This is a genomic window from Pseudomonas sp. JS425, assembly GCF_018223845.1.
In the GTDB taxonomy this organism is placed as follows: domain Bacteria; phylum Pseudomonadota; class Gammaproteobacteria; order Pseudomonadales; family Pseudomonadaceae; genus Aquipseudomonas; species Aquipseudomonas asiatica.
The window spans coordinates 3715764-3734059 of sequence record NZ_CP073661.1 but is presented as its reverse complement, the minus strand read 5'-3'; the positions used below and the strand labels follow the sequence as shown (position 1 = coordinate 3734059).

The 18296-nt window shown below is 65.5% G+C and carries 15 protein-coding genes; 4 read left to right on the top strand and 11 right to left on the bottom strand.

Annotation, left to right across the window (positions count from 1 at the left end; genetic code table 11):
* Positions 1-117: 117 nt before the first annotated feature.
* The 3 genes from KDB76_RS17340 to KDB76_RS17330 all read right to left on the bottom strand — a co-directional run bounded on the left by KDB76_RS17340 (position 118) and on the right by KDB76_RS17330 (position 4489).
* Positions 118-1386 (bottom strand): carbohydrate porin, encoded by a 1269-nt coding sequence (locus KDB76_RS17340; RefSeq protein WP_013972964.1) that lies wholly within the window; start codon positions 1384-1386, stop codon positions 118-120.
* A gap of 128 nt (positions 1387-1514) precedes the next feature.
* Positions 1515-3932 (bottom strand): glucose/quinate/shikimate family membrane-bound PQQ-dependent dehydrogenase, encoded by a 2418-nt coding sequence (locus KDB76_RS17335; RefSeq protein WP_038409760.1) that lies wholly within the window; start codon positions 3930-3932, stop codon positions 1515-1517.
* 206 nt (positions 3933-4138) lie between these two features.
* A complete protein-coding gene (locus KDB76_RS17330) occupies positions 4139-4489 on the bottom strand; it encodes a cupin (RefSeq protein WP_013972962.1) in 351 nt (116 codons plus the stop codon).
* 117 nt (positions 4490-4606) lie between these two features.
* On the opposite strand from KDB76_RS17330, the gene KDB76_RS17325 reads away from it, so the two are divergent.
* Positions 4607-5512 carry a LysR family transcriptional regulator gene (locus tag KDB76_RS17325; RefSeq protein WP_038409759.1) on the top strand — a complete coding sequence of 302 codons (906 nt, stop codon included), beginning with the start codon at positions 4607-4609 and terminating at the stop codon, positions 5510-5512.
* Between the two features lie 105 nt (positions 5513-5617).
* Entirely contained in the window at positions 5618-6817 is a 1200-nt protein-coding gene (locus KDB76_RS17320) for an MFS transporter (protein ID WP_013972960.1), read from the top strand.
* A gap of 162 nt (positions 6818-6979) precedes the next feature.
* Here the strand turns inward: KDB76_RS17320 and KDB76_RS17315 are convergent, their stop codons facing one another.
* A complete protein-coding gene (locus KDB76_RS17315) occupies positions 6980-7591 on the bottom strand; it encodes a LysE family transporter (protein WP_004376275.1) in 612 nt (203 codons plus the stop codon).
* Between the two features lie 106 nt (positions 7592-7697).
* On the opposite strand from KDB76_RS17315, the gene KDB76_RS17310 reads away from it, so the two are divergent.
* The gene (locus tag KDB76_RS17310; RefSeq protein ID WP_038409758.1) at positions 7698-8669 is read left to right on the top strand and encodes a helix-turn-helix domain-containing protein; all 972 of its coding nucleotides are present in this window, start codon (positions 7698-7700) and stop codon (positions 8667-8669) included.
* Positions 8670-8815: 146 nt separating this feature from the next.
* Here the strand turns inward: KDB76_RS17310 and KDB76_RS17305 are convergent, their stop codons facing one another.
* The 7 genes from KDB76_RS17305 to KDB76_RS17275 form a co-directional block, all read right to left on the bottom strand.
* Positions 8816-9667 (bottom strand): CAP domain-containing protein, encoded by an 852-nt coding sequence (locus KDB76_RS17305; protein ID WP_024087273.1) that lies wholly within the window; start codon positions 9665-9667, stop codon positions 8816-8818.
* 220 nt (positions 9668-9887) lie between these two features.
* Complete coding sequence (locus KDB76_RS17300; protein WP_023663417.1) at positions 9888-10499, bottom strand: cell wall hydrolase; 612 nt, start codon at positions 10497-10499, stop codon at positions 9888-9890.
* 35 nt (positions 10500-10534) lie between these two features.
* Positions 10535-11452 (bottom strand): AEC family transporter, encoded by a 918-nt coding sequence (locus tag KDB76_RS17295; RefSeq protein WP_038409757.1) that lies wholly within the window; start codon positions 11450-11452, stop codon positions 10535-10537.
* 236 nt (positions 11453-11688) lie between these two features.
* Positions 11689-12552, bottom strand: coding sequence for a LysR family transcriptional regulator (locus KDB76_RS17290; protein ID WP_038409756.1), 864 nt, complete (start codon positions 12550-12552; stop codon positions 11689-11691).
* 108 nt (positions 12553-12660) lie between these two features.
* A complete protein-coding gene (locus KDB76_RS17285; protein WP_003260645.1) occupies positions 12661-13509 on the bottom strand; it encodes an ABC transporter permease subunit in 849 nt (282 codons plus the stop codon).
* The gene (locus KDB76_RS17280) at positions 13506-14522 is read right to left on the bottom strand and encodes an ABC transporter substrate-binding protein (protein ID WP_038409755.1); all 1017 of its coding nucleotides are present in this window, start codon (positions 14520-14522) and stop codon (positions 13506-13508) included. Before KDB76_RS17280 ends, KDB76_RS17285 begins: the two co-directional genes overlap by 4 nt.
* Before the next feature lie 105 nt (positions 14523-14627).
* A complete protein-coding gene (locus tag KDB76_RS17275; protein ID WP_013972951.1) occupies positions 14628-16772 on the bottom strand; it encodes a methyl-accepting chemotaxis protein in 2145 nt (714 codons plus the stop codon).
* A gap of 196 nt (positions 16773-16968) precedes the next feature.
* Between KDB76_RS17275 and KDB76_RS17270 the strand changes: the two genes are divergently transcribed.
* On the top strand, positions 16969-18288 hold the full coding sequence (locus tag KDB76_RS17270; RefSeq protein WP_013972950.1) for a Na+/H+ antiporter family protein: 1320 nt from the start codon (positions 16969-16971) through the stop codon (positions 18286-18288).
* The last annotated feature ends 8 nt before the right edge of the window (positions 18289-18296 follow it).

Sequence of the window (18296 nt, the reverse complement as noted above, 5' to 3'; positions counted from 1 at the left end):
TGGCCTCTTCGCGGGCACGCCCGCTCCCACAGGTACAGCACCGCCAGGACAGCCGGTGATACACCTGTGGGAGCGGGCGTGCCCGCGAAGGGCTGCAGAGCAGCCCCAATCAAGGTTTCAGAAGGTAGCCTTGACCTGCAGGCCAACCACCAGCGCGTTGTCGATGTCCTTCCCGGAGAACGCGCCCGGCTCGATGATGTACTGCACATCCGGGCGCAGGTTCAGCCACGGTGTGGCCTGGTAGCCATAGCTCAGCTCGACCAGCTGCTCGCCGCTGTCGATATCGGGGAACTGCTGCCCGGCATCGAACGCGGCATCTTCCAGCACGTCGCGGCTACGCGGGTTGGGTACGGCACGGCCATAGCCCAGGGCCACAGTATCCTTCGGGCGGCCTGCGAACGGCTTGTACAGCACCACGCCGGCGCCATACCACTTGGTGAATGGCGATGCGGCCTTGCTCGACGCCGAGTACTGGCCGAAGGCATGCAGGCTGCGGCCCGGCAAGCCCTGGTCGTTCCACACCGCCTGGTCGACCAGCAAGTAGTGGCCGCCACGGCCGGACACTTCCTCGTCGCTGCCGATGCGCTTCACGTCGGAGCTGTCGTAGTAGTAGCCCAGTTTGTACTCGCCAGGCAGCTCGCCCTGCAGCTTGTAGACCAGCTCTACCGGTACCACGGTGCCAGTGGTGTGCTTGGGGCCCAGGTGCCAGGCGCGGCTGGAGTTGCCATTGCTTTCCGGGTCGACGTTGAACGCCGCCACACGCAGTTGCCAGGATGGCGACAGGTCGTACTTCACCCGTACGCCTAGGTGGGCATTGGGGTAATTGGTCCAGCCACTGCCGCCAGACATGTTCAGCGGGTGGCCGCAGAAGCCGGCGTTCATGAAGTTGCACAGGATGCCACTGTCCAGGCCGCCGAGGTCGTTGCCCATGGCCATGTAGCCGAGCTTGACGTTGAGCGCCGGGGTGAACAGGGTACGCTCGTAGCTCAGCTCGGTCAGGCGGGTGTACAGACCACCGAAGTTTTCCTGGATCGGCAGGCGGTTGCCCACCAGGTCTTCCGAGGCGCTGTTGCCGCGGCGGTCGTTGATGGTCAGCTGGACCTTGCCGCCGTTGTCCAGGCCATACAGTTTCGACAGGTCGAACTGCACGCCCAGTTTCAGGTTTTGCGAGTAGCGCGCCGAGCGGTGCAGGCCACCGTGGGCGTTGTAGGCGGTTTCGCCGCTGTAGTCGCCGGTGAACCTGACGCCGTCTTCTTCCAGCTGGTGACGCAGGCCGCCCCAGTCACCGGTCAGGGTGCTGCGGGTCATCAGGTCGCCGTCGGCCAGGGCGGTGCTGCTGGCGAGGGCCAGCAACAGGGTGGGGGTGATGCGAATTGCGGATGGCATTGCTGAATCTCGTATTCTTTTCTGGGGCCTGTTCGCGGGCAAGCCCGCTCCCACAGGATGATCACTGCCCAAGCGGACGGTGCAGTCCCTGTGGGAGCGGGCGTGCCCGCGAAGAAGGCGACGCGGTCTTACGGCAGAGCGTAAGAAATCACGTAATCGCCACGGTCAGTCGACTGGCGCGCGCCGCCAGCCGTGACCACCACGTACTGCTTGCCGGTTTTCGGCGAAACGTAGGTCATCGGGCCGCCCTGGCTGCCCACTGGCAGGCGAGCCTTCCAGATTTCGTTGCCGTTGCTGCTGTCGTAGGCGCGCAGGTAGAAGTCCTGGGTGCCGGCGATGAACACCAGGCCGCCCTGGGTGGACAGGGTGCCGCCGAGGGTCGGCAGGCCGATCTTGATCGGCAAGTGCATGCGGATGCCGAGCGGGCCGGTGTCCTCGACGGTACCCACAGGTACCTGCCACGCCACCTGGCGGGTCTTCATGTCGATGGCGGTCAGGGTGCCGAATGGCGGCGCCTGGCACGGAATGCCGGCCACCGACAGGAAGCGGTTCTTGTTCACTGCATACGGGGTGCCTTTGAGCGGTACTGCACCCATGCCGGTGTTCAGCGCTTCGCCACCGGAAGCGGCACCGCCCTTGTTCTGCGACGGGATCATCTGGATCCACAGGCCCAGGCGCATGTCGTTGACGAAGATGAAACCATGTACCGGGTCGGTGGAAATGCTGCCCCAGTTCATGCCGCCCAGCGAACCCGGGAAGCTCAACGACAGGTCGGTGCCCGGCGCGGTGTACAGGCCGTCGTAGCGCATTTTCTTGAAGTCGATGCGGCACAGCAGCTGGTCGTACGGGGTTGCGCCCCACATGTCCGATTCGGTCAGGGTCTGCGCGCCGATCTGCGGCATGCCCACCGACTTCGGCTGGGTTGGCGAGTACGGCTCGTTGGGGATGTTGCTTGGCTTGACCGGTACTTCGTCGACCTGGGCCAGCGGCTTGCCGGTGGCGCGGTCGAGCACGTAGATCTGCCCGGCCTTGGTGCCGATTACCACTGCAGGTACCGACTGGCCGTCGTCCTTGGTGAAATCGATCAGGCTCGGCTGCATCGGCAGGTCGAAGTCCCACAGGTCGTTGTGCACGGTCTGGAACACCCACTTCTGGTTGCCGGTGGTGGCGTCCAGCGCCAGTACCGAAGCGCCATAGGTGTGGTCCAGCTTGCTGCGTTCGACACCGTAGATGTCGGTGGACGACGAGCCCATCGGCAGGAACACGGTATTCATCGCCGGGTCGTAGGACATCGGGGCCCAGCTGTTGGGGGTGCTGCGCACATAGGTGCTGTCGCCCTGCGGCGCCTGGCGATCTTCCGGGTTGCCGGGGTCGAAGGCCCAGCGCATTTCACCCGTGATCACGTCGAAACCACGGATCACGCCGCCTGGCATGTCGGTCTGGACGTTGTCGGCGACGCGGCCGCCGACCACCACGGTGGTGCCGGCCATCAGTGGGGCCGAGGACAGCTGGTAGTAGGAGTCCGGCACATCGCCCAGGCCGGCCTTGAGGTCGACCTGGCCGTTGTTGCCGAAGCCCGGGCAGAACTCGCCGGTGTCGGCGTCGACGGCAATCAGGCGGCCATCGATGGTGTTGGTCAGCAGGCGACGCTGGCAGTTGGCACCGGCCGGTACGCTGGCCGCGGTGATTGGCGAGCTGTTCGGCTGGGTCGGCTGGGCGATGGCGGCAGTGGCGTCGAAGTAGGCCATGCCACGGCAACGCTGCCAGACCTTGGACTGGGCGTTGATCGCGTTCTTCCACAGCTCTTTGCCGGTGTCGGCATCAAGGGCGATCAGGTTGTTGTGCGGGGTGCAGATGAACACCTTGTTGCCGACCTGCAGCGGGGTCAGCTGGTCTTCGGCGCCGTTGCCGTCGCTGAGCGCCACGTCACCAGTGCGGTAGGTCCAGGCCACTTTCAGCTTGTTGACGTTGTCGCGGTTGATCTGGTCCAGCGCGGCGAAGCGGCTGCCACCTTCGGTGTTGCCGTAGTGAGCCCAGTCCTTCTGCGCCTTGCCGGCCTCGACCGGTGTCATGGCCGGGCCTTTGCCGGTGGGGGCGACGCTTGGGTGGGCGACGAACATGTTGCCGGCGGCGATCACCAGCAGCACGGCCATAACCCCGGCAACGCCATAGGCACCGCGGCCGGCGCTGGTGCCATTGGCACGGGCCAGCAGCGGGTAGACCAGTGCCACCACCATGCCGATTGCGCCGAACATGAACAGGCGCGAGAACAGCGGCCAGAACACCAGGCCAGCGTCGATCAGCGCCCAGATGGCAGTGCCGACCAGGAACGCCGCGTACAGCCAGGCGCCAGCCGGCTTGCGGCGAGCGATGAGAACGCCGGCGATGGCCATGGCCAGGCCGCCGATCAGGAAGTACCAGGAACCTCCCAGGCCGGCCAGCTTGACGCCACCCGCAGCCAGGAGGAGGCCGAGCAGGGCGATGATCACGCCCAGGCCGACCAGGATGATGTTTGTGGCGCCAGAGGCGCGCGGTGTTTCTTTCATGCCAGGGATCTCAGCAGGTGGAATGCGCGCAGTGTAATCTCTTAGCTTGCTAATTAACAAGTTGGTACATAATTTTGTGGGGCGGATTGTCGCAGGGTTGAACTCTGCAAGGTGTGGCTAAAAGTCTAGATCATGCGCTTAAAATTGCAGTAAACAGGGTGTTCATGTCGGCTGGTTAACCCGCGTTCGATTTTCGATTACCGGATTCACGCCGGCCACGGCGTGCCGCTGCTGTAGAACACCGCGAGCCAGATGGTGGCGGTGCCGGGGGCGGTCCATTCCACGCGGTGGCGGTAATGCGGCGGGATGTCCAGGCAATCGCCCGGCGCCAGCAGGCGGGTGTGGCTCTCGTGCTCGAAGCGCAGGCCGGCGGCGCCACTGAGCAGCACGATCCATTCGCCTTCGGCCTGGTCGTACCAGAAACCGGGCGGGCTGGCCTGGCCGCTGGAAACGATACGCTCAACACGCACACCCGGGCGGCTGAGCAGTTGGTCGACCCGTTCGGAGCTGGTGGGGTCGCAAGGGGGCAGGGCAGTCAGCAGGTTGGTCGGGATCATGGAAAACCTCGCTTGGAAGGGGGTAGTTCCACTATGGACGCAATTGCCGTGCGCCGCGCTTCTTGACCGGCCCGGCTGTTTGTAAGAACTTTCCGGGATTTGGAAGACGGGCAACAAATGGACAAACTCCTGGCGATGAAAATGTTCGTGGCCACCGTCGATGCCCAGGGCTTTTCTGCCGCCGCCCGCCAGCTTGGGCTGGCGACATCGTCGGTGACGCGCCTGGTCGATGCCCTGGAAGCGGCGTTGGGCGCCACCTTGCTCAACCGCTCCACGCGCCAGGTCAGCCTGACCGAGGCCGGCGCCCGTTATTACGAGCGCGCGCGGGGTATTTTCGAGGCTCTGGACGAGGCCGATGCCAGTGTCGCCGACCGGGGCGAGGAGCCTGTCGGTGTGCTGCGCCTGTGCTTGCCGGTGGAGTTCGGCAGGCGGGTCATCGCCCCGCACCTGGGGCCGTTTTTGGCGATACATCCGGCTCTGGAGCTGGACATCGACCTCAGCGACCGCCTGGATGACCTGCTTGACGGGCGCTATGACCTGTCGATCCGCCTGGGCGACCCCTCGCCCAATGACGAGCTGGTATGCCGCCAGCTGGGTCGCTTCCAGCGTTGGCTGGTGGCCAGCCCGGGCTACCTGGCCGGGCGTGACGCGCTGGAGCATCCGCGGCAGCTGCTCGAGCACGCCTGCCTGCGCTTTCGCTACGGGCAGAAAAGCCGCCCCTGGCGCCTGGCCCGTGGGCAGGACAGTCTGGAACTGGACGTGAGCGGGCCGTTGCGCAGTGCCAATGCCGACATGCTGCGCGAAACCGCACTGGCGGGCAGCGGCATCGCGCTGCTGGCCGACTGGCTGGTGCGTGAGGATGTGGCGGCCGGGCGCCTGCAGCGGCTGTTCCCCGATTGGCAGGCCAGCCCCGGCGCTGCCAATGACAGCATCAACGCCTTGTATCTGCCCAATCATCGTGGTTCACGGCGGGTGAATGCCTTTATCGACTTTTGCGAAAACCTGTTGCAGCGCAGCACCTAGTGTTGCGCAGTGCGCAAAGCCCTGTTGCGCCAGCGCTGGATTCTCGCCAGGAGTGCGTCTGGGTAAGGTGGCCGGCATATTCCAGCCATCGCCGAGGACACTCGCATGAATCCCTCCCTTGCCGCCGCGCAGCCTGCCGCCACCGGCCTCAGCCGGGCCCTGGTCGCCCTGCTGGCGTTCTGCTGCGGCGCGATCGTCGCCAATATCTACTATGCCCAGCCCATCGTCGGCCTGATCGCCCCGGACCTGGGGCTGTCCACCGAGCATGCCAGCCTCATCGTTTCGCTCACGCAGCTTGGCTATGCCTTGGGCCTGCTGTTGCTGGTACCGCTGGCCGACCTGTTGGAAAACCGCCGCTTGATGGTGGCTACCGCCGTGCTGGCCTGCGTCAGCCTGCTGCTGGCGGGCACCAGCAGCAGCGGCCAGGGCCAGCTGTTCCTCGGCTATGCACTGCTGATCGGTTTCAGTTCCGTGGCGGTGCAGATGCTCATCCCGCTGGCGGCGCACCTGGCGCCGGAGCAGCAGCGTGGGCGGGTGGTCGGCAACATCATGGGCGGCCTGCTGCTGGGTATCCTGCTGGCGCGGCCGTTGTCCAGCCTGGTGGCCGACTACTTCGGCTGGCGGGCGGTGTTCATTGGCGCTGCCGCGGTGATGCTGGCGATCATCCTGCTGCTGGCCCTGACCTTGCCGCGGCGGGTGCCCGAGCACAAGGCCAGCTATGCCGGGCTGATGCTGTCGCTGCTCACGCTGCTGCGCCGTTATCCCTTGCTGCGCCAGCGCTCGCTGTACCAGGCGTTGATGTTCGCGGCGTTCAGCCTGTACTGGACGGCGGTGCCGATGGCCCTGGCAACCGAGCATGGCCTGTCGCAGAGCCAGATCGCAGTATTCGCCCTGGTGGGCGCGGTAGGCGCCGTCGCCGCACCCATGGCCGGCCGCCTGGCCGATGCCGGGCATGCCCGGGCCGGTTCGCTGTTGGCGTTGTTACTGGCACCGGCGGCACTGTTGCTGGGGCTGACCGTGCCGGGCTACAGCGTGATCGGCCTGGGCCTGACTGGCGTGCTGCTGGATTTTGCGGTGCAGATGAACATGGTCATCGGCCAGCGTGAAGTGTACGCGCTGGACCCGGCCAGCCGCGGGCGGCTGAACGCGGTGTACATGACCAGCATCTTCCTGGGTGGGGCGCTGGGTTCGGCGGTGGCCAGTGCGGTGTTCAGCCAGTTCGGCTGGCAAGGTGTGGCGCTGGTGGGGGCGGGGTTGCCGGGCGTGGCCTTGATCATCTTCCTGACCAAAGCGCGCCGGGGTTGAATGGTAGCGCGGTCACCTGTGGGAGCGGCCTTGTGTCGCGAAAGGGCCGCAAAGCGGCCCCGGCAATTCTGAAGTGATGCGTAGATCGTGGGGGCGCTTCGCACCCCTTTCGCGACGCAAGGCCGCTCCCACAAAAAAAACGGCACACGCCTGTATCAGACGCTACCGCCCAAGCGGCAACGCCACACCAATCAAGGCAAACAGGCTGCCGCAGCAGCGGTTGAAGCCCTTGCCGCCCTTGGCCAGCCATGGCCGGATGCGAAACGCCAGGCGTGCCAACAGGTATTCGACCAGGAACTCGACACTGGCAAAGGTCGCCGCCATCACCACGAACTGCAGCAGCAACCCACGCTGCGGGTCGATGAACTGCGGTAGGAAAGCGCCGTAGAACAGCAGCACCTTGGGGTTGGCCATGGCCGACAGCAGGCCCTGGCGGAACAGGCCGGCATTGCCCAGCCGCGCACTTTGCGCGGTCAGTTCCAGGTGCAGGCCCGGGCTGCGCCACAGCTGGATACCCAGCCAGACCAGATAAGCGCCACCCACCCACTTGAGCACGCTCAGCACCGAGGCCGAGGCCTGCAGCAATGCGCTGAGGCCGAACATGGCCAAGGCAATAAGGGCGCTGAAGCCAAACACCCCGCCGATGATGGTGAACAACGTCCGGCGTGCGCCATACAGGGCACCGTGGGTCAGGGCCAGCAGGCTGTTGGGGCCTGGGGTCAGCGACAGGCCGATGCTCGCCAGCAGGTAGATGAGCCAGGTGTCGAGTGCCATGGTGGGGAATGCCTTGTTGATGGAGAGGGCGCCAGTCTATGGCGCCGATCTTGTCGGGCAAGGGTATGATCCGGACATTGAATGGTCGTTTCTGGACGCGAAGCCAATGCAGCCCGATATCCGCTTGCTGATCTTGCCGTTACCGGATTTTGCCCTGCTGCCGTTCGGTGCCTTTCTCGACAAGTTGCGTTTCAGCGCCGACGACGAGGACTACAGCCAGCAGCGCTACTGCAGCTGGACCGTTGCAGGGCTGACACTCGACCCGGTGCCTTCGAGCAGTGGCGCGGTGGTGCAGGTCGAGGCCGTCGCTGGCCAGCTCGAGCTGGCCAGTTTCGACTACCTGGTGGTGTTCGGCGGGCGCAACGCGCTGGCCACTGCCGCGCTGGCGCCTCGCTACCGGGCCTTGCTGAGGCAGGCTGGCAAGGCTGGCGTCAAGCTGGTGGCGGTCGACAACGGTGCTTTCCTGTTGGCCGCCTGCGGGTTGCTGCAGGGCCACAAGGTAGTGGTGCACTGGCGCCACGAAGCCGAATTCCGTGCAGCCTTCCCGCATTTGCAGGTACTGAGTGAGCAGCTGTATTGCATCGACGGTAGCCGCATCACCTGCGCCGGCGGCACCGCGGCCATCGACCTGGCCGTCGCGCTGTTGTCACGCGCCTGCGGGAGGGCCAGGGCGCTGAAGGGCCTGGCTGACATGCTGGTGGATGAAACCCGTGATAGCCGCCATGCCTTGCGCTCGTTGGAGCTGGGGGCCGGGCAGGGGCGGCAGGTGCAGCGCGCGCAGGCATTGATGCGTCATCACCTGGGTACGCCGTTGACCGCGGAGCAGTTGGCGGCTGAGCTGGGCATCAGCCGGCGCCAGCTGGACCGGCAGTTTCACGCCAGCCATGGCATGAGCGCCAAGGCCTGGTGGCTGGAGATGCGCCTGCAACAGGCGCGTTGGCGCCTGCTCAATTCCAGCCACAGCCTGGCGCAGATTGCCGATGAAGTGGGCCTGGGCGATGCCAGTTACCTGGGCAAGTGCGTGCGGCGACGGTTTGGATGCACGGCCCTTGAGCTGCGCTGTCACGTAGAGAACTGAATTCACAAGCGGTCCACGTACCCTGTGGGAGCGGGTTTACCCGCGAAGAAGCCACCGCGGTGCATGGCACCGGCTGCGCCGGTGTTCGCGGCTAAAGCCGCTCCCACAGGGTCCCTGCTATTTGAATGAGTCCTGTGGGAGCCGGCCTACTGCGGCGTCCCGAACAACCCTGTCCAGTAGATCCCCGCATCACTCTTCGGGTCCACTGCATACGCAGCGCCCAGCTCACGGAAGTCCGGGTTCATCAGCGTCGCGCAATGCCCCGGGCTATCCAGCCAGCCATCGACCACCTTGCGCGCGGTGTCACGCCCGGCGGCGATGTTTTCGCCGATCTGCTGGTACAGGTAGCCGGCCAGCTCTGCCCGGTCACCGGGGGTGCGGCCATCCTTGTCGATGTGGTCGAAGAAGTTCTGGTTGGCCATGGCCCGGGTGTGGCTGGCGGCAACCCCGGCCAGCACCGTGCTCCAGCTCAGTGCGGGGGCGGCGGCGAAGGGCTGGCCACCGCATTGGCGCGGCACCTTGCGCGCGGCGTTGATCTCCTGCAGCACCTTCTGCCCCTCGGCCTGCCAGTCGCCCAGGCGGCCACTGAGCAGCGGCCGGGCAAGCACGATGCGCCAGTCGCGGCCTTCCTGGCTGACGCCGATATCGACGAACTGCGGGTCCAGCACCACCTGGCAGAAGCTCTCTTCGATGGCATGCATGGCAGCGCGCGCATCACGTGGCCCCGACAGGCTGATGGCCTGCACGTTGACCATCGGGTAGGCGGCGCGGGTCATGGCCTGCTGCAGGTCGCGGGTACCCTCTGGCGACAGCGCCAGGCGGGTATCGCTGTTGAGCGGCGGCAGTTCCAACGACGCTTCGCCACCGCAGGGCTGGGCCTTGCTGCGGTAGACATTGATCGAATCGATCAGTTGCGCTTCTTCGCCGGTGGCAGCCATGGCCCCGACCGAGACGACCAGGCCCAGCGACAAGGCGGCTACGGATGACAGGACGCGCATGTGGATCTCCCTATGACTGGCAGCGTCGGGGTTCGCGCTGCTCATCCTACACAAGCCCGGGGCTTTTGGCCCGGGCTCGTGCAAAGCAATGAGAACGCCAACATTCGTTGCTGGCGGCAAAAGAGGGAGTAGACCACTGTTCATCTGAAAAGTGCGAATAGTTGGTAATCATTCCTATCGAACCACGCCTGTCTGCCGGTTTGCTGGCGCCCGGCGTCTATCAGCGCGCCACCGCCTGGTTCGGTTTATAGAACAGAAAATGCCTGGTCTGCGCCGTTCGGCGGTAGGCTTTGGCCCAGTCCGGGTGCACATTGCGGTCATGGAAGTACAAGGCACCCCCGGTGCGGTCTCTCAATTGCTGGTTGAGCGCCTTGCGCGCGATTTCCTTGGCAATGTCGTAGCGTTGCGCTTCTTCGACCTGGTCCGGGCGCCCGTCGCACCACCAGGAGAACTGGCAGGCCTTGCTTTCCACCCCCTGCTTGACCACGCCGCAGATGGTATCCGGGAAGCCATCGTGGCCCAGGCGGTTGAGCACGACGTTGGCCACGGCGGCCATGTCTTCGGCGTCGGCACCCTTGGCCTCCCAGTAAATGGTGCGGGCCAGGCAGGTGATGCTGTCATCCAGCGGCGCCTGGCCGGCCGGGTCCACTGCCTGTGCTTCGCCCGGTGTGAGGGTCTCGGCCTTTTTCGGGGGTGGCGTGTCATTCACCACTTTTTCCTCGAGCACCTCTGCCTTGTCCTCGGCAACGGCAGCCTTGGCCGGGTCGGCCGCGTGCAAGGGGCCTGCGAGCAGGGCCGAAACCAGGCCGATCACCATCCACGAAAGGCGCATGATGCAAGCTCCCGAACTGTGGGCTGGTTCACAGTCTAGCCAAGCGCAAGCATCAGCACCAAAGGCAGGGTGGCGGCGGCCAACACAGTCTGCAGGGCGATGATGGTGGCCATCAGCGGTGCGTTACCGCCCATTTGCCGGGCCATCACATAGGAAGATGACGCGGTCGGCAGTGCCTGGAACAGCACCGCCACCACCGCTGCCTGGCCACCCAGGCCAAGCAGGCGGCACAAGCCCCAGGTGGTCAGCGGCATGACCAGGAACTTGAATGCCGACGCCGCCATCAGCGGGCGCACCTGCTGGCCCAGGCGGGCACCACCCAGGGCTGCGCCGACGCACAGCAGGCCCAGCGGCAGGGCGGCCTGGCCCAGGGCCTTGACCGTGGGTTCGATACCCGCTGGCAAGCTCAGCCCGCTGGCGCGCAGCAGCAAGCCGCCGGCGCAACCGACGATCAAGGGGTTGGCGAAGATGGCCCGCAGCACCGTGGCCGGTGAGCTATGGCGGGCGCTGAAGCGGGCGAACACCAACACGCAAAGCAGGTTGACCAGTGGCACGATGGCGGCGTTGGCCACCGCTGCCAGGGCAATGCCGGCGCTGCCGTAGATACCCGCTGCAAGGGTGGCGCCGATGTAGTTGTTGAAGCGGATGCCGCCCTGGAACACCGAGGTGAAGTCGGCACCGTCGTGGTTCATGGCGCCCTGGTACAGCACCAGCAGCACGGCCCCGGCCAGGGTCGAGAGCATCAGCACGCCAACCATGCCCAGCACCGGTACGCCATCGAGGTTGGCGGTGGCCAGGCCATGGAGGAACAGCGACGGCAGCAGTACGTAATAGCTCAGGCGCTCGGCGCCGGGCCAGAAGTTATCGGCGAGAAAGCCGCGCAGGCGCAGGAAAGTGCCCAGGGCAATCAGCAGGATGATCGGCAGCAGGGTAGTCAGCAGCAGGTGGAGCATGATCGACGTTCCGTGGTCGGGTACGGGGCACAGACTACTGGTGCGGATCGATCTGTAAAAACGTTGTTTTCTGCACTGACCATTGAGGAAAAATGCATGGTTGCTCTGGGGGCGCTGTGCGCCCCTTTCGCGACGCAAGGCCGCTCCCACAGGTTTGCCACTGCCTTCAAATGCAACGCGTTCGCTGTGGGAGCGGCCTTGTGTCGCGAAAGGGCCGCGCAGCGGCCCCGGCAATCTCAAGCCTCCAGCGCAGTCTTCAGCACCGCGCTCAAATGCCGCCGCTGGCTCTTCTCATGCTCCAGCAACACCACGCGCCGGGTCAGCTGCGGTTCGCCAAATGGCAGGCAGGTAGCCGGTGGCAAGCGTTGCAGGTCGTCATCGGCCATGGGGATGATTGCCACGCCCAGGCCCATCACCGCCATGCGCGCCAGCGCTTCCTGGCTGTCCAGTTCCATCTGCTCGCTCACCTGCAGATGCTGGCGGCGCAGCTCCTGCTCGATCTGCCGCCCGGCCCAGGCACGCTTGTCGAAGCGCAGGAACGGCTGGCTGGCCAGTAACTGCGGCACGCTTAGCCCGGCCAGGTCGGGACTGGCGATGGCCCAGAAGCGGTCTTCGAACAACGGCGTGAAGTCCAGGCTTTGCGGGTAGGGGCTGACCGGCTCGGTGGTGATCGCCGCATCGAGCTCGCCGTCTTCCACCCGCCGTGCCAGTTCCGCCGACATGCCGGAGGCCACGCTGACATGCAACTGCGGATGGTGCGCCTTGATCCACACCAGCGCTTTGGGCAGGCGCCGCGCCAGCACGGTGTGGATCGCCCCCAGGCGCAGGCGGCCGCGCAGGCTCGGGCCGCTGGCCAGAGCGTCGGCCAGTTCGTCATAGCTAGCCAGGATGGTCTCGGCGCGGGCCACCGCCAATTGGCCGGCTTCGGTCAGCGACACCTGCCTGCGGCTGCGGTCGAACAAGGTCACCTGCAGTTCGTCTTCGAGGGTCTTGATGTGCAGGCTTACCGCCGAAGGGGTGAGGCTGAGCAGGTCGGCGGCACGGGCGAATGTGCCGTGGCGGGCGATGGTCACCAGGGTGCGCAGGGCTTTGAGGGACATGCGGGTGTGGTCCGGTTTCAAGCTGACAGAGATGCATTGTCAGGCCCGGCCCTTTCGCAGCACAAGGCTGCTCCTACAGCGAGTCGAGGCTGGTAGAGGCAGTATTTCTCAGCGCCCACCACGCCCATAGGCCTGGCTGATCCGATCGATCACCATGGCCAGGGCGACGATCGCCAGCCCGGCCTCGACGCCTTGGCCGACATTCAGCGTCTGGATCCCTGACAGCACATCCTCGCCCAGCCCGCGGGCACCAATCATCGAAGCCACCACCACCATCGACAGGGCCATCATCACCGACTGGTTGAGCCCGGCCATGATGCTCGGCAGCGCCAGCGGCAGGGCGATGCGCCGCAACCGCTGCCAGCGGCTGGCCCCCAGGCCATGGGCGGCTTGCAGCAGCGAAGGGTCGATCTGGCTCAGGCCCAGTTCGGTCAGCCGCACCAGCGGTGGCAGGGCATAGATCAGTGTGGCGAACACGGCGGGCACCTTGCCCAGGCCGAACAGCATCAGCACCGGGATCAGGTAAACGAAGGCCGGCAAGGTCTGCATCACATCCAGTACCGGCAACAGCAAGCGCTTCGCCAGTGGCCGGGCAGCCAGCAGGATGCCCAGCGGCACGCCCACCAGCACGCAGAGGCCGGTACTGACCAGCACCAACGCCATGGTCTGCAGCAGTTTGTCCCACAACCCGAGCATGCCGATCAGGGCCAGCAGCGCCACCAGTACCGCGCTGCGCAGCACGCTGCGGCTGGCGTGCCAGGCCAGCAGGCCGATCAGCAACAGCAGCAGCCACCACGGCATCAGGCGCAGCAGGGTTTCCAGGCCGACCAGCAGTTGCAGCAACTGGTCCGAGACGCTGCGCAGGTGATCGCCGTAATGCAGTACCAGCCAGTCGACCAGGCGGTTGACGCTGTCGGCAAAGGAGAATTGCAGGGCCTCGGGGAAGCCGCCGCTCACAGGCTGGCCTCGACCTTGGTGGCAATGTCCGCAGGCAACCAGGCTTTCCACACCTCGCGGTTATTGCGCAGGAAGGTGAGGGCAGCGTCGCGGGGCGGCGTTCGCTTTTCGCTCATGTCGGCCAGTGCCTTGTTCAGTCGGTCGATGGGCAGGTCGACCCGCTCGAACATGCTCACCAGTTCCGGGTAGCCTTCGCGAAAGGCCTTGGACACGCCAATCGACAATTTGGCCGGCAGCGAGCTGCTGCCCTTGGGCTCGGGGTTGCCGACATCGGTGAGGGTGGCCCAGGCCTGGGCATCGAACGGCGGCTCTTGCAGGCGTATGAGCTTGTAACGCCCCATCAAAGGGGTCGGGTTCCAGTAGTAGAACAGCACCGGTTGGCCACGGCGGATGGCCGAGCCGATTTCGGCATCCATTGCAGCCCCGGAGCCACTGCGGAAGTTGGTATAGAGATCATTCAGCCCGTAGGCCTTGAGTTTCTGGCTGTTGACGGTTTCGGATGTCCACCCGCTGGGGCTATTCAGAAAGCGCCCTTTACCGGGTGACTCGGGGTCGCGGAACACCTGCGGGTAACGCTTGAGGTCCTCGACGCTGCGCAATTGCGGCGCTACGGGTTTCAGTTTGCGCGCGTCATCGCCCTCGATCACGTAGGCCGGCACCCACCAGCCTTCTTCGGCGTTCTTGACCGTGTCGCCCAAGGCAAACACCTGGCCGGCCTGTTCTGCCTTGACCCAGGCTGGGCTGCGCCCGGCCCATTCCTCGGCGATTACTTGCAGGTCGTTGCGCGCCAGGGCCACTTCCATGCTGACGGTGCTGCCGGGCAGGGTGTCGGTGGTGTAGCCGTAGCCACGCTCCACGATCAGCCGCAGGATCTCGGTGGTGAGGGCACCGCTTTCCCAGCCGATGGCGCCAAAGTGGATGGGCGCGGTGCGTTCTGCCGAGGCGGCGCTGTCGGTGCTGGCCAGGCCGACGGCGAGCAGCAGGCCGGCCAGCAACGTTGGAATCTTTTTCATGGGGCCTCTTGGAGTGGCGCTACTGAGTTGCCGCAAGTGTAGACGACCGGCTCCAGGCCCGGCAGGAAGGCCGCTGCACGCGATTGGCAGCGGCCTGCAAGTGACTTAGACGCGGAACTGGTCCATCAGCGCCTGTTGCTGGTTGGCCAGGCTGTTCAGCGACTGGCTTACCCGCGCCGACTCGTTGGCCTGCCCCGACAGCGATTCGGTGACATCACGGATGGTTGCCACGTTGCTGTTGATTTCCTCCGCCACTGCGCTTTGCTCCTCGGCGGCCGAGGCGATCTGCAGGTTCATGTCGGTGATCACCGTCACTGCCTGGCCGATGCGCTGCAGCGCGGTGACTGCCTGGCCAACCTGCTGCACGCCGCTCTGGGCCTGGCGGTGGCTGTTGTCCATGGCCCCGACCACCTCGCGAGTGCCGTTCTGCAAGGCCTCGATCACCTGGCGCGTTTCTTCCACCGATTCCTGGGTACGCTGGGCCAGGTTGCGTACCTCGTCCGCGACCACGGCAAAGCCACGGCCGGCTTCACCGGCGCGGGCCGCCTCGATGGCGGCGTTGAGCGCCAGCAAGTTGGTCTGTTCGGCGATCGAGCGGATCACCTCCAGCACCGAACCGATCTTCTCGCTGTTCTGCGCCAGGCCCTCCACTTCGCTCATGGCGTTGCTCATGTCGGCAGCCAGGGCATCGATGCTGTGGGTGGTGCGGTCGATCACCGCCAGGCCTTCGCGGGTGGCCTGGTCGGCATCGCGGGCGGCCTGCGCGGCCTGGGCGGCGCTGCGGGCGACGTCCTGGGCGGTGGCACTCATCTCGTGCGAGGCAGTGGCCACCTGGTCGACCTGGCGGTACTGCTGCTCCATGCCGGCGCTGGTCTGGGTGGCAATTGCCGAAGACTGGTCGGCGGTGCCCCGGGCGGCCTGTACCGAGCGTTTTACCTCGGCGATGGTCGGCTGCAGCTTGTCGAGGAAGCGGTTGAACCAGCCGGCCAGTTCGCCCAGTTCGTCCTGCTTCTGGTAGGTCAGGCGGCGGGTCAGGTCACCTTCGCCGCTGGCAATGTCCTTGAGCATGCTTGCCACGCCGAGGATCGGCCGGGTAACGCCGCGGGCCATCAGCCACACCATCAGCAGGCCGGCAATCGCCGCCGCCAGGCCCAGGCCAAGTTCCAGCAGGGTGCCGCTGGTGTTCAGCGCGTCCAGTTCCTGTTTCAGCGCTTCGGCCGGCCCGGTCAGGGCGTTTTCCGGCACATCCAGCAGCACGCCCCAAGGCTGGGCATCCGGAATCGGCTGGAAGGCGGCCAGCACCTTCAGGCGCTGCTGGTCGTGCACGATGGTCATCTTGCCGTCGGCCAGCTTGCGCACCAGTTCAGCACCCTTGGCGGTGTCGACCTGGTCGAAGCGCTGGGCCAGCTTGCTGGCGTCGGCGCTGTAGCCGGCCAGCAGGCCGACCGGGCTGAGGATGCCGACCGTGGTGCGGCCTTCGTACAGGCTGCGGCTGGCCTCCTGGCTCAGGGCCTGCAGGCTGTTGAGGTTGATGTCGATGGACAGGGTGGCGATCACCTTGCCGTCGACTGCCAGCGGGAAGACGATGCTGGTCATCAGCACCTGCTGGCCATCGATGTCGTAGAAGTAGGGCTCCACCACGCACACCTTGCCGGATGTGCGCGGGCACACCCACCAGGTATTGGCTGGCTGGCCGCTGGGGCCGATCTCGGTGTTGGCCATGTCATGTTCGGGCAGGGCCATGGCCGTCAGCTGGCCGACACGCGGCTGCGACCAGTACAGGGCGAAGCGCCCGGTTTCGTTGCTGCCCAGTTCTGCCTTGCCGGCGAACAGGCTGTCCTTGTTGTCCAGGGCGTTGGGCTCGAATACCAGCGACAGGCCGAGCAGCTCAGGGTTGGCCTGCAGGGCGGCGCGCACCTGGCGGGTCATGTCCTCGCGCAGGTCGAAGGCATCGAGAAAGCGCTTTTCCGCCTGCTCGCGCAGGAACAGCACCTGGCGGGCGAAACCGGCGCCGTATTGGTAGGCGTCCATGAACTGGCGGCGGATGTTCAGCGCCTGCACCTCGCCCTGCGACTCGATGCGCGACTGCGCCGACTCGGTCAGCATCTGCATGCTGCTGGCCTTGACCAGGTCCGAGCTGTGGTCCATGCGATACAGCGACAGGCCGACGAGCAGGGTGACGATGCCGGCCAGGCAGAGACCGGCGAGCAGGGTGATCTTCCACTGGATGGAAAGTTGTCGCAAAGGCATGGGGTGGGTCCCTTGTAATAAGAGTGTGGCTGACGAATGTGTCGGCTGGCGCGGGCTTTTCTTTATTCAAACGTTCAATTTAATCCGCAGGCCGCGCGGGGCGTTGGTAATCCGCCGCAACATGGCGCTTTTGACATCTGCTGCCCACTGCTTCAGAGTGCGCGCTTTTTTTCTGTCGCAATGAGGTAAGCCAACCATGAATGCAGTGATCGCCGCGGTCGGCATCATGCTGATACTCAGCCTGTCCCGCGTGCACGTGGTCATCGCCCTGATCGTCGGGGCCCTGGCCGGTGGGCTGGTGGGGGGCCTGGGCATCGAAGGTACGCTCAAGGCCTTCAACGGCGGCCTCGGCGGCGGGGCCACGGTAGCCCTGTCCTATGCACTGCTGGGCGCCTTTGCCGTGGCCATCGCCAAGTCCGGCCTGGCCCATGCCCTGGCCGACCGCGCCCTGGCCATGATCGACCGCCAGGGCCATGCCAGTGGCGGCAAGGTCAAATGGTTGCTGGTGGGCCTGATGCTGGTGGTGGCAGTGTCGTCGCAGAACATCCTGCCTATCCACATCGCCTTCATCCCCTTGCTGGTGCCACCGCTGCTGTACGTGCTGACCCGCCTGCGCATCGACCGTCGGCTGATCGCCTGCGTGATCACCTTTGGCCTGATCACCCCGTACATGTTCCTGCCGGTGGGCTTTGGCAACATCTTCCTCAACGAAATCCTGCTGGCCAACGTCGCCCGCGCGGGTGTCGACGTGAGTGGCGTGAATGTCACCCACGCCATGGCCATCCCGGCCGCTGGCATGCTGGCTGGCCTGTTGCTGGCGGTATTCGTCAGCTACCGCAAGAAGCGTGACTACGACCTGGCGCGCATCGAGCAGGTGGAGCAGGTGAGCGTGCAGTACAACCCGCTGACCCTGCTGGTGGCCGGGCTGGCGATTGCCTCGGCGTTCATCGTCCAGTTGTGGCTGGACTCGATGATCATCGGCGCCATGGTCGGCTTCCTGATCTTCTCGCTGTCGGGCATCGTGCGCTGGAAGGACACTGACGACCTGTTCACCGAAGGCATGAAGATGATGGCCATGATCGGCTTCATCATGATTGCCGCCTCAGGCTTTGCCGACGTGATGAAGGCCACCGGTGAGGTGAACAGCCTGGTGGAAACCTCGGCGCAGTGGATCGACCACAGCAAGGGCGTCGGTGCCTTGCTGATGCTGCTGGTGGGCCTGCTGGTGACCATGGGCATCGGCTCGTCGTTCTCCACCGTGCCGATCCTGGCCGCGATCTTCGTGCCGCTGTGCGTGCAGCTGGGCTTCGACCCGCTGGCCACCGTGTGCATCGTTGGTACCGCCGGTGCCCTGGGCGACGCGGGCTCGCCTGCCTCGGACTCGACCCTGGGCCCGACCTCGGGGTTGAACGTGGATGGCCAGCACCACCATATCTGGGACACCGTGGTGCCTACCTTCATCCACTACAACCTGCCACTGCTGGCGTTCGGCTGGTTGGCGGCGATGACGCTGTAAGACGGGGA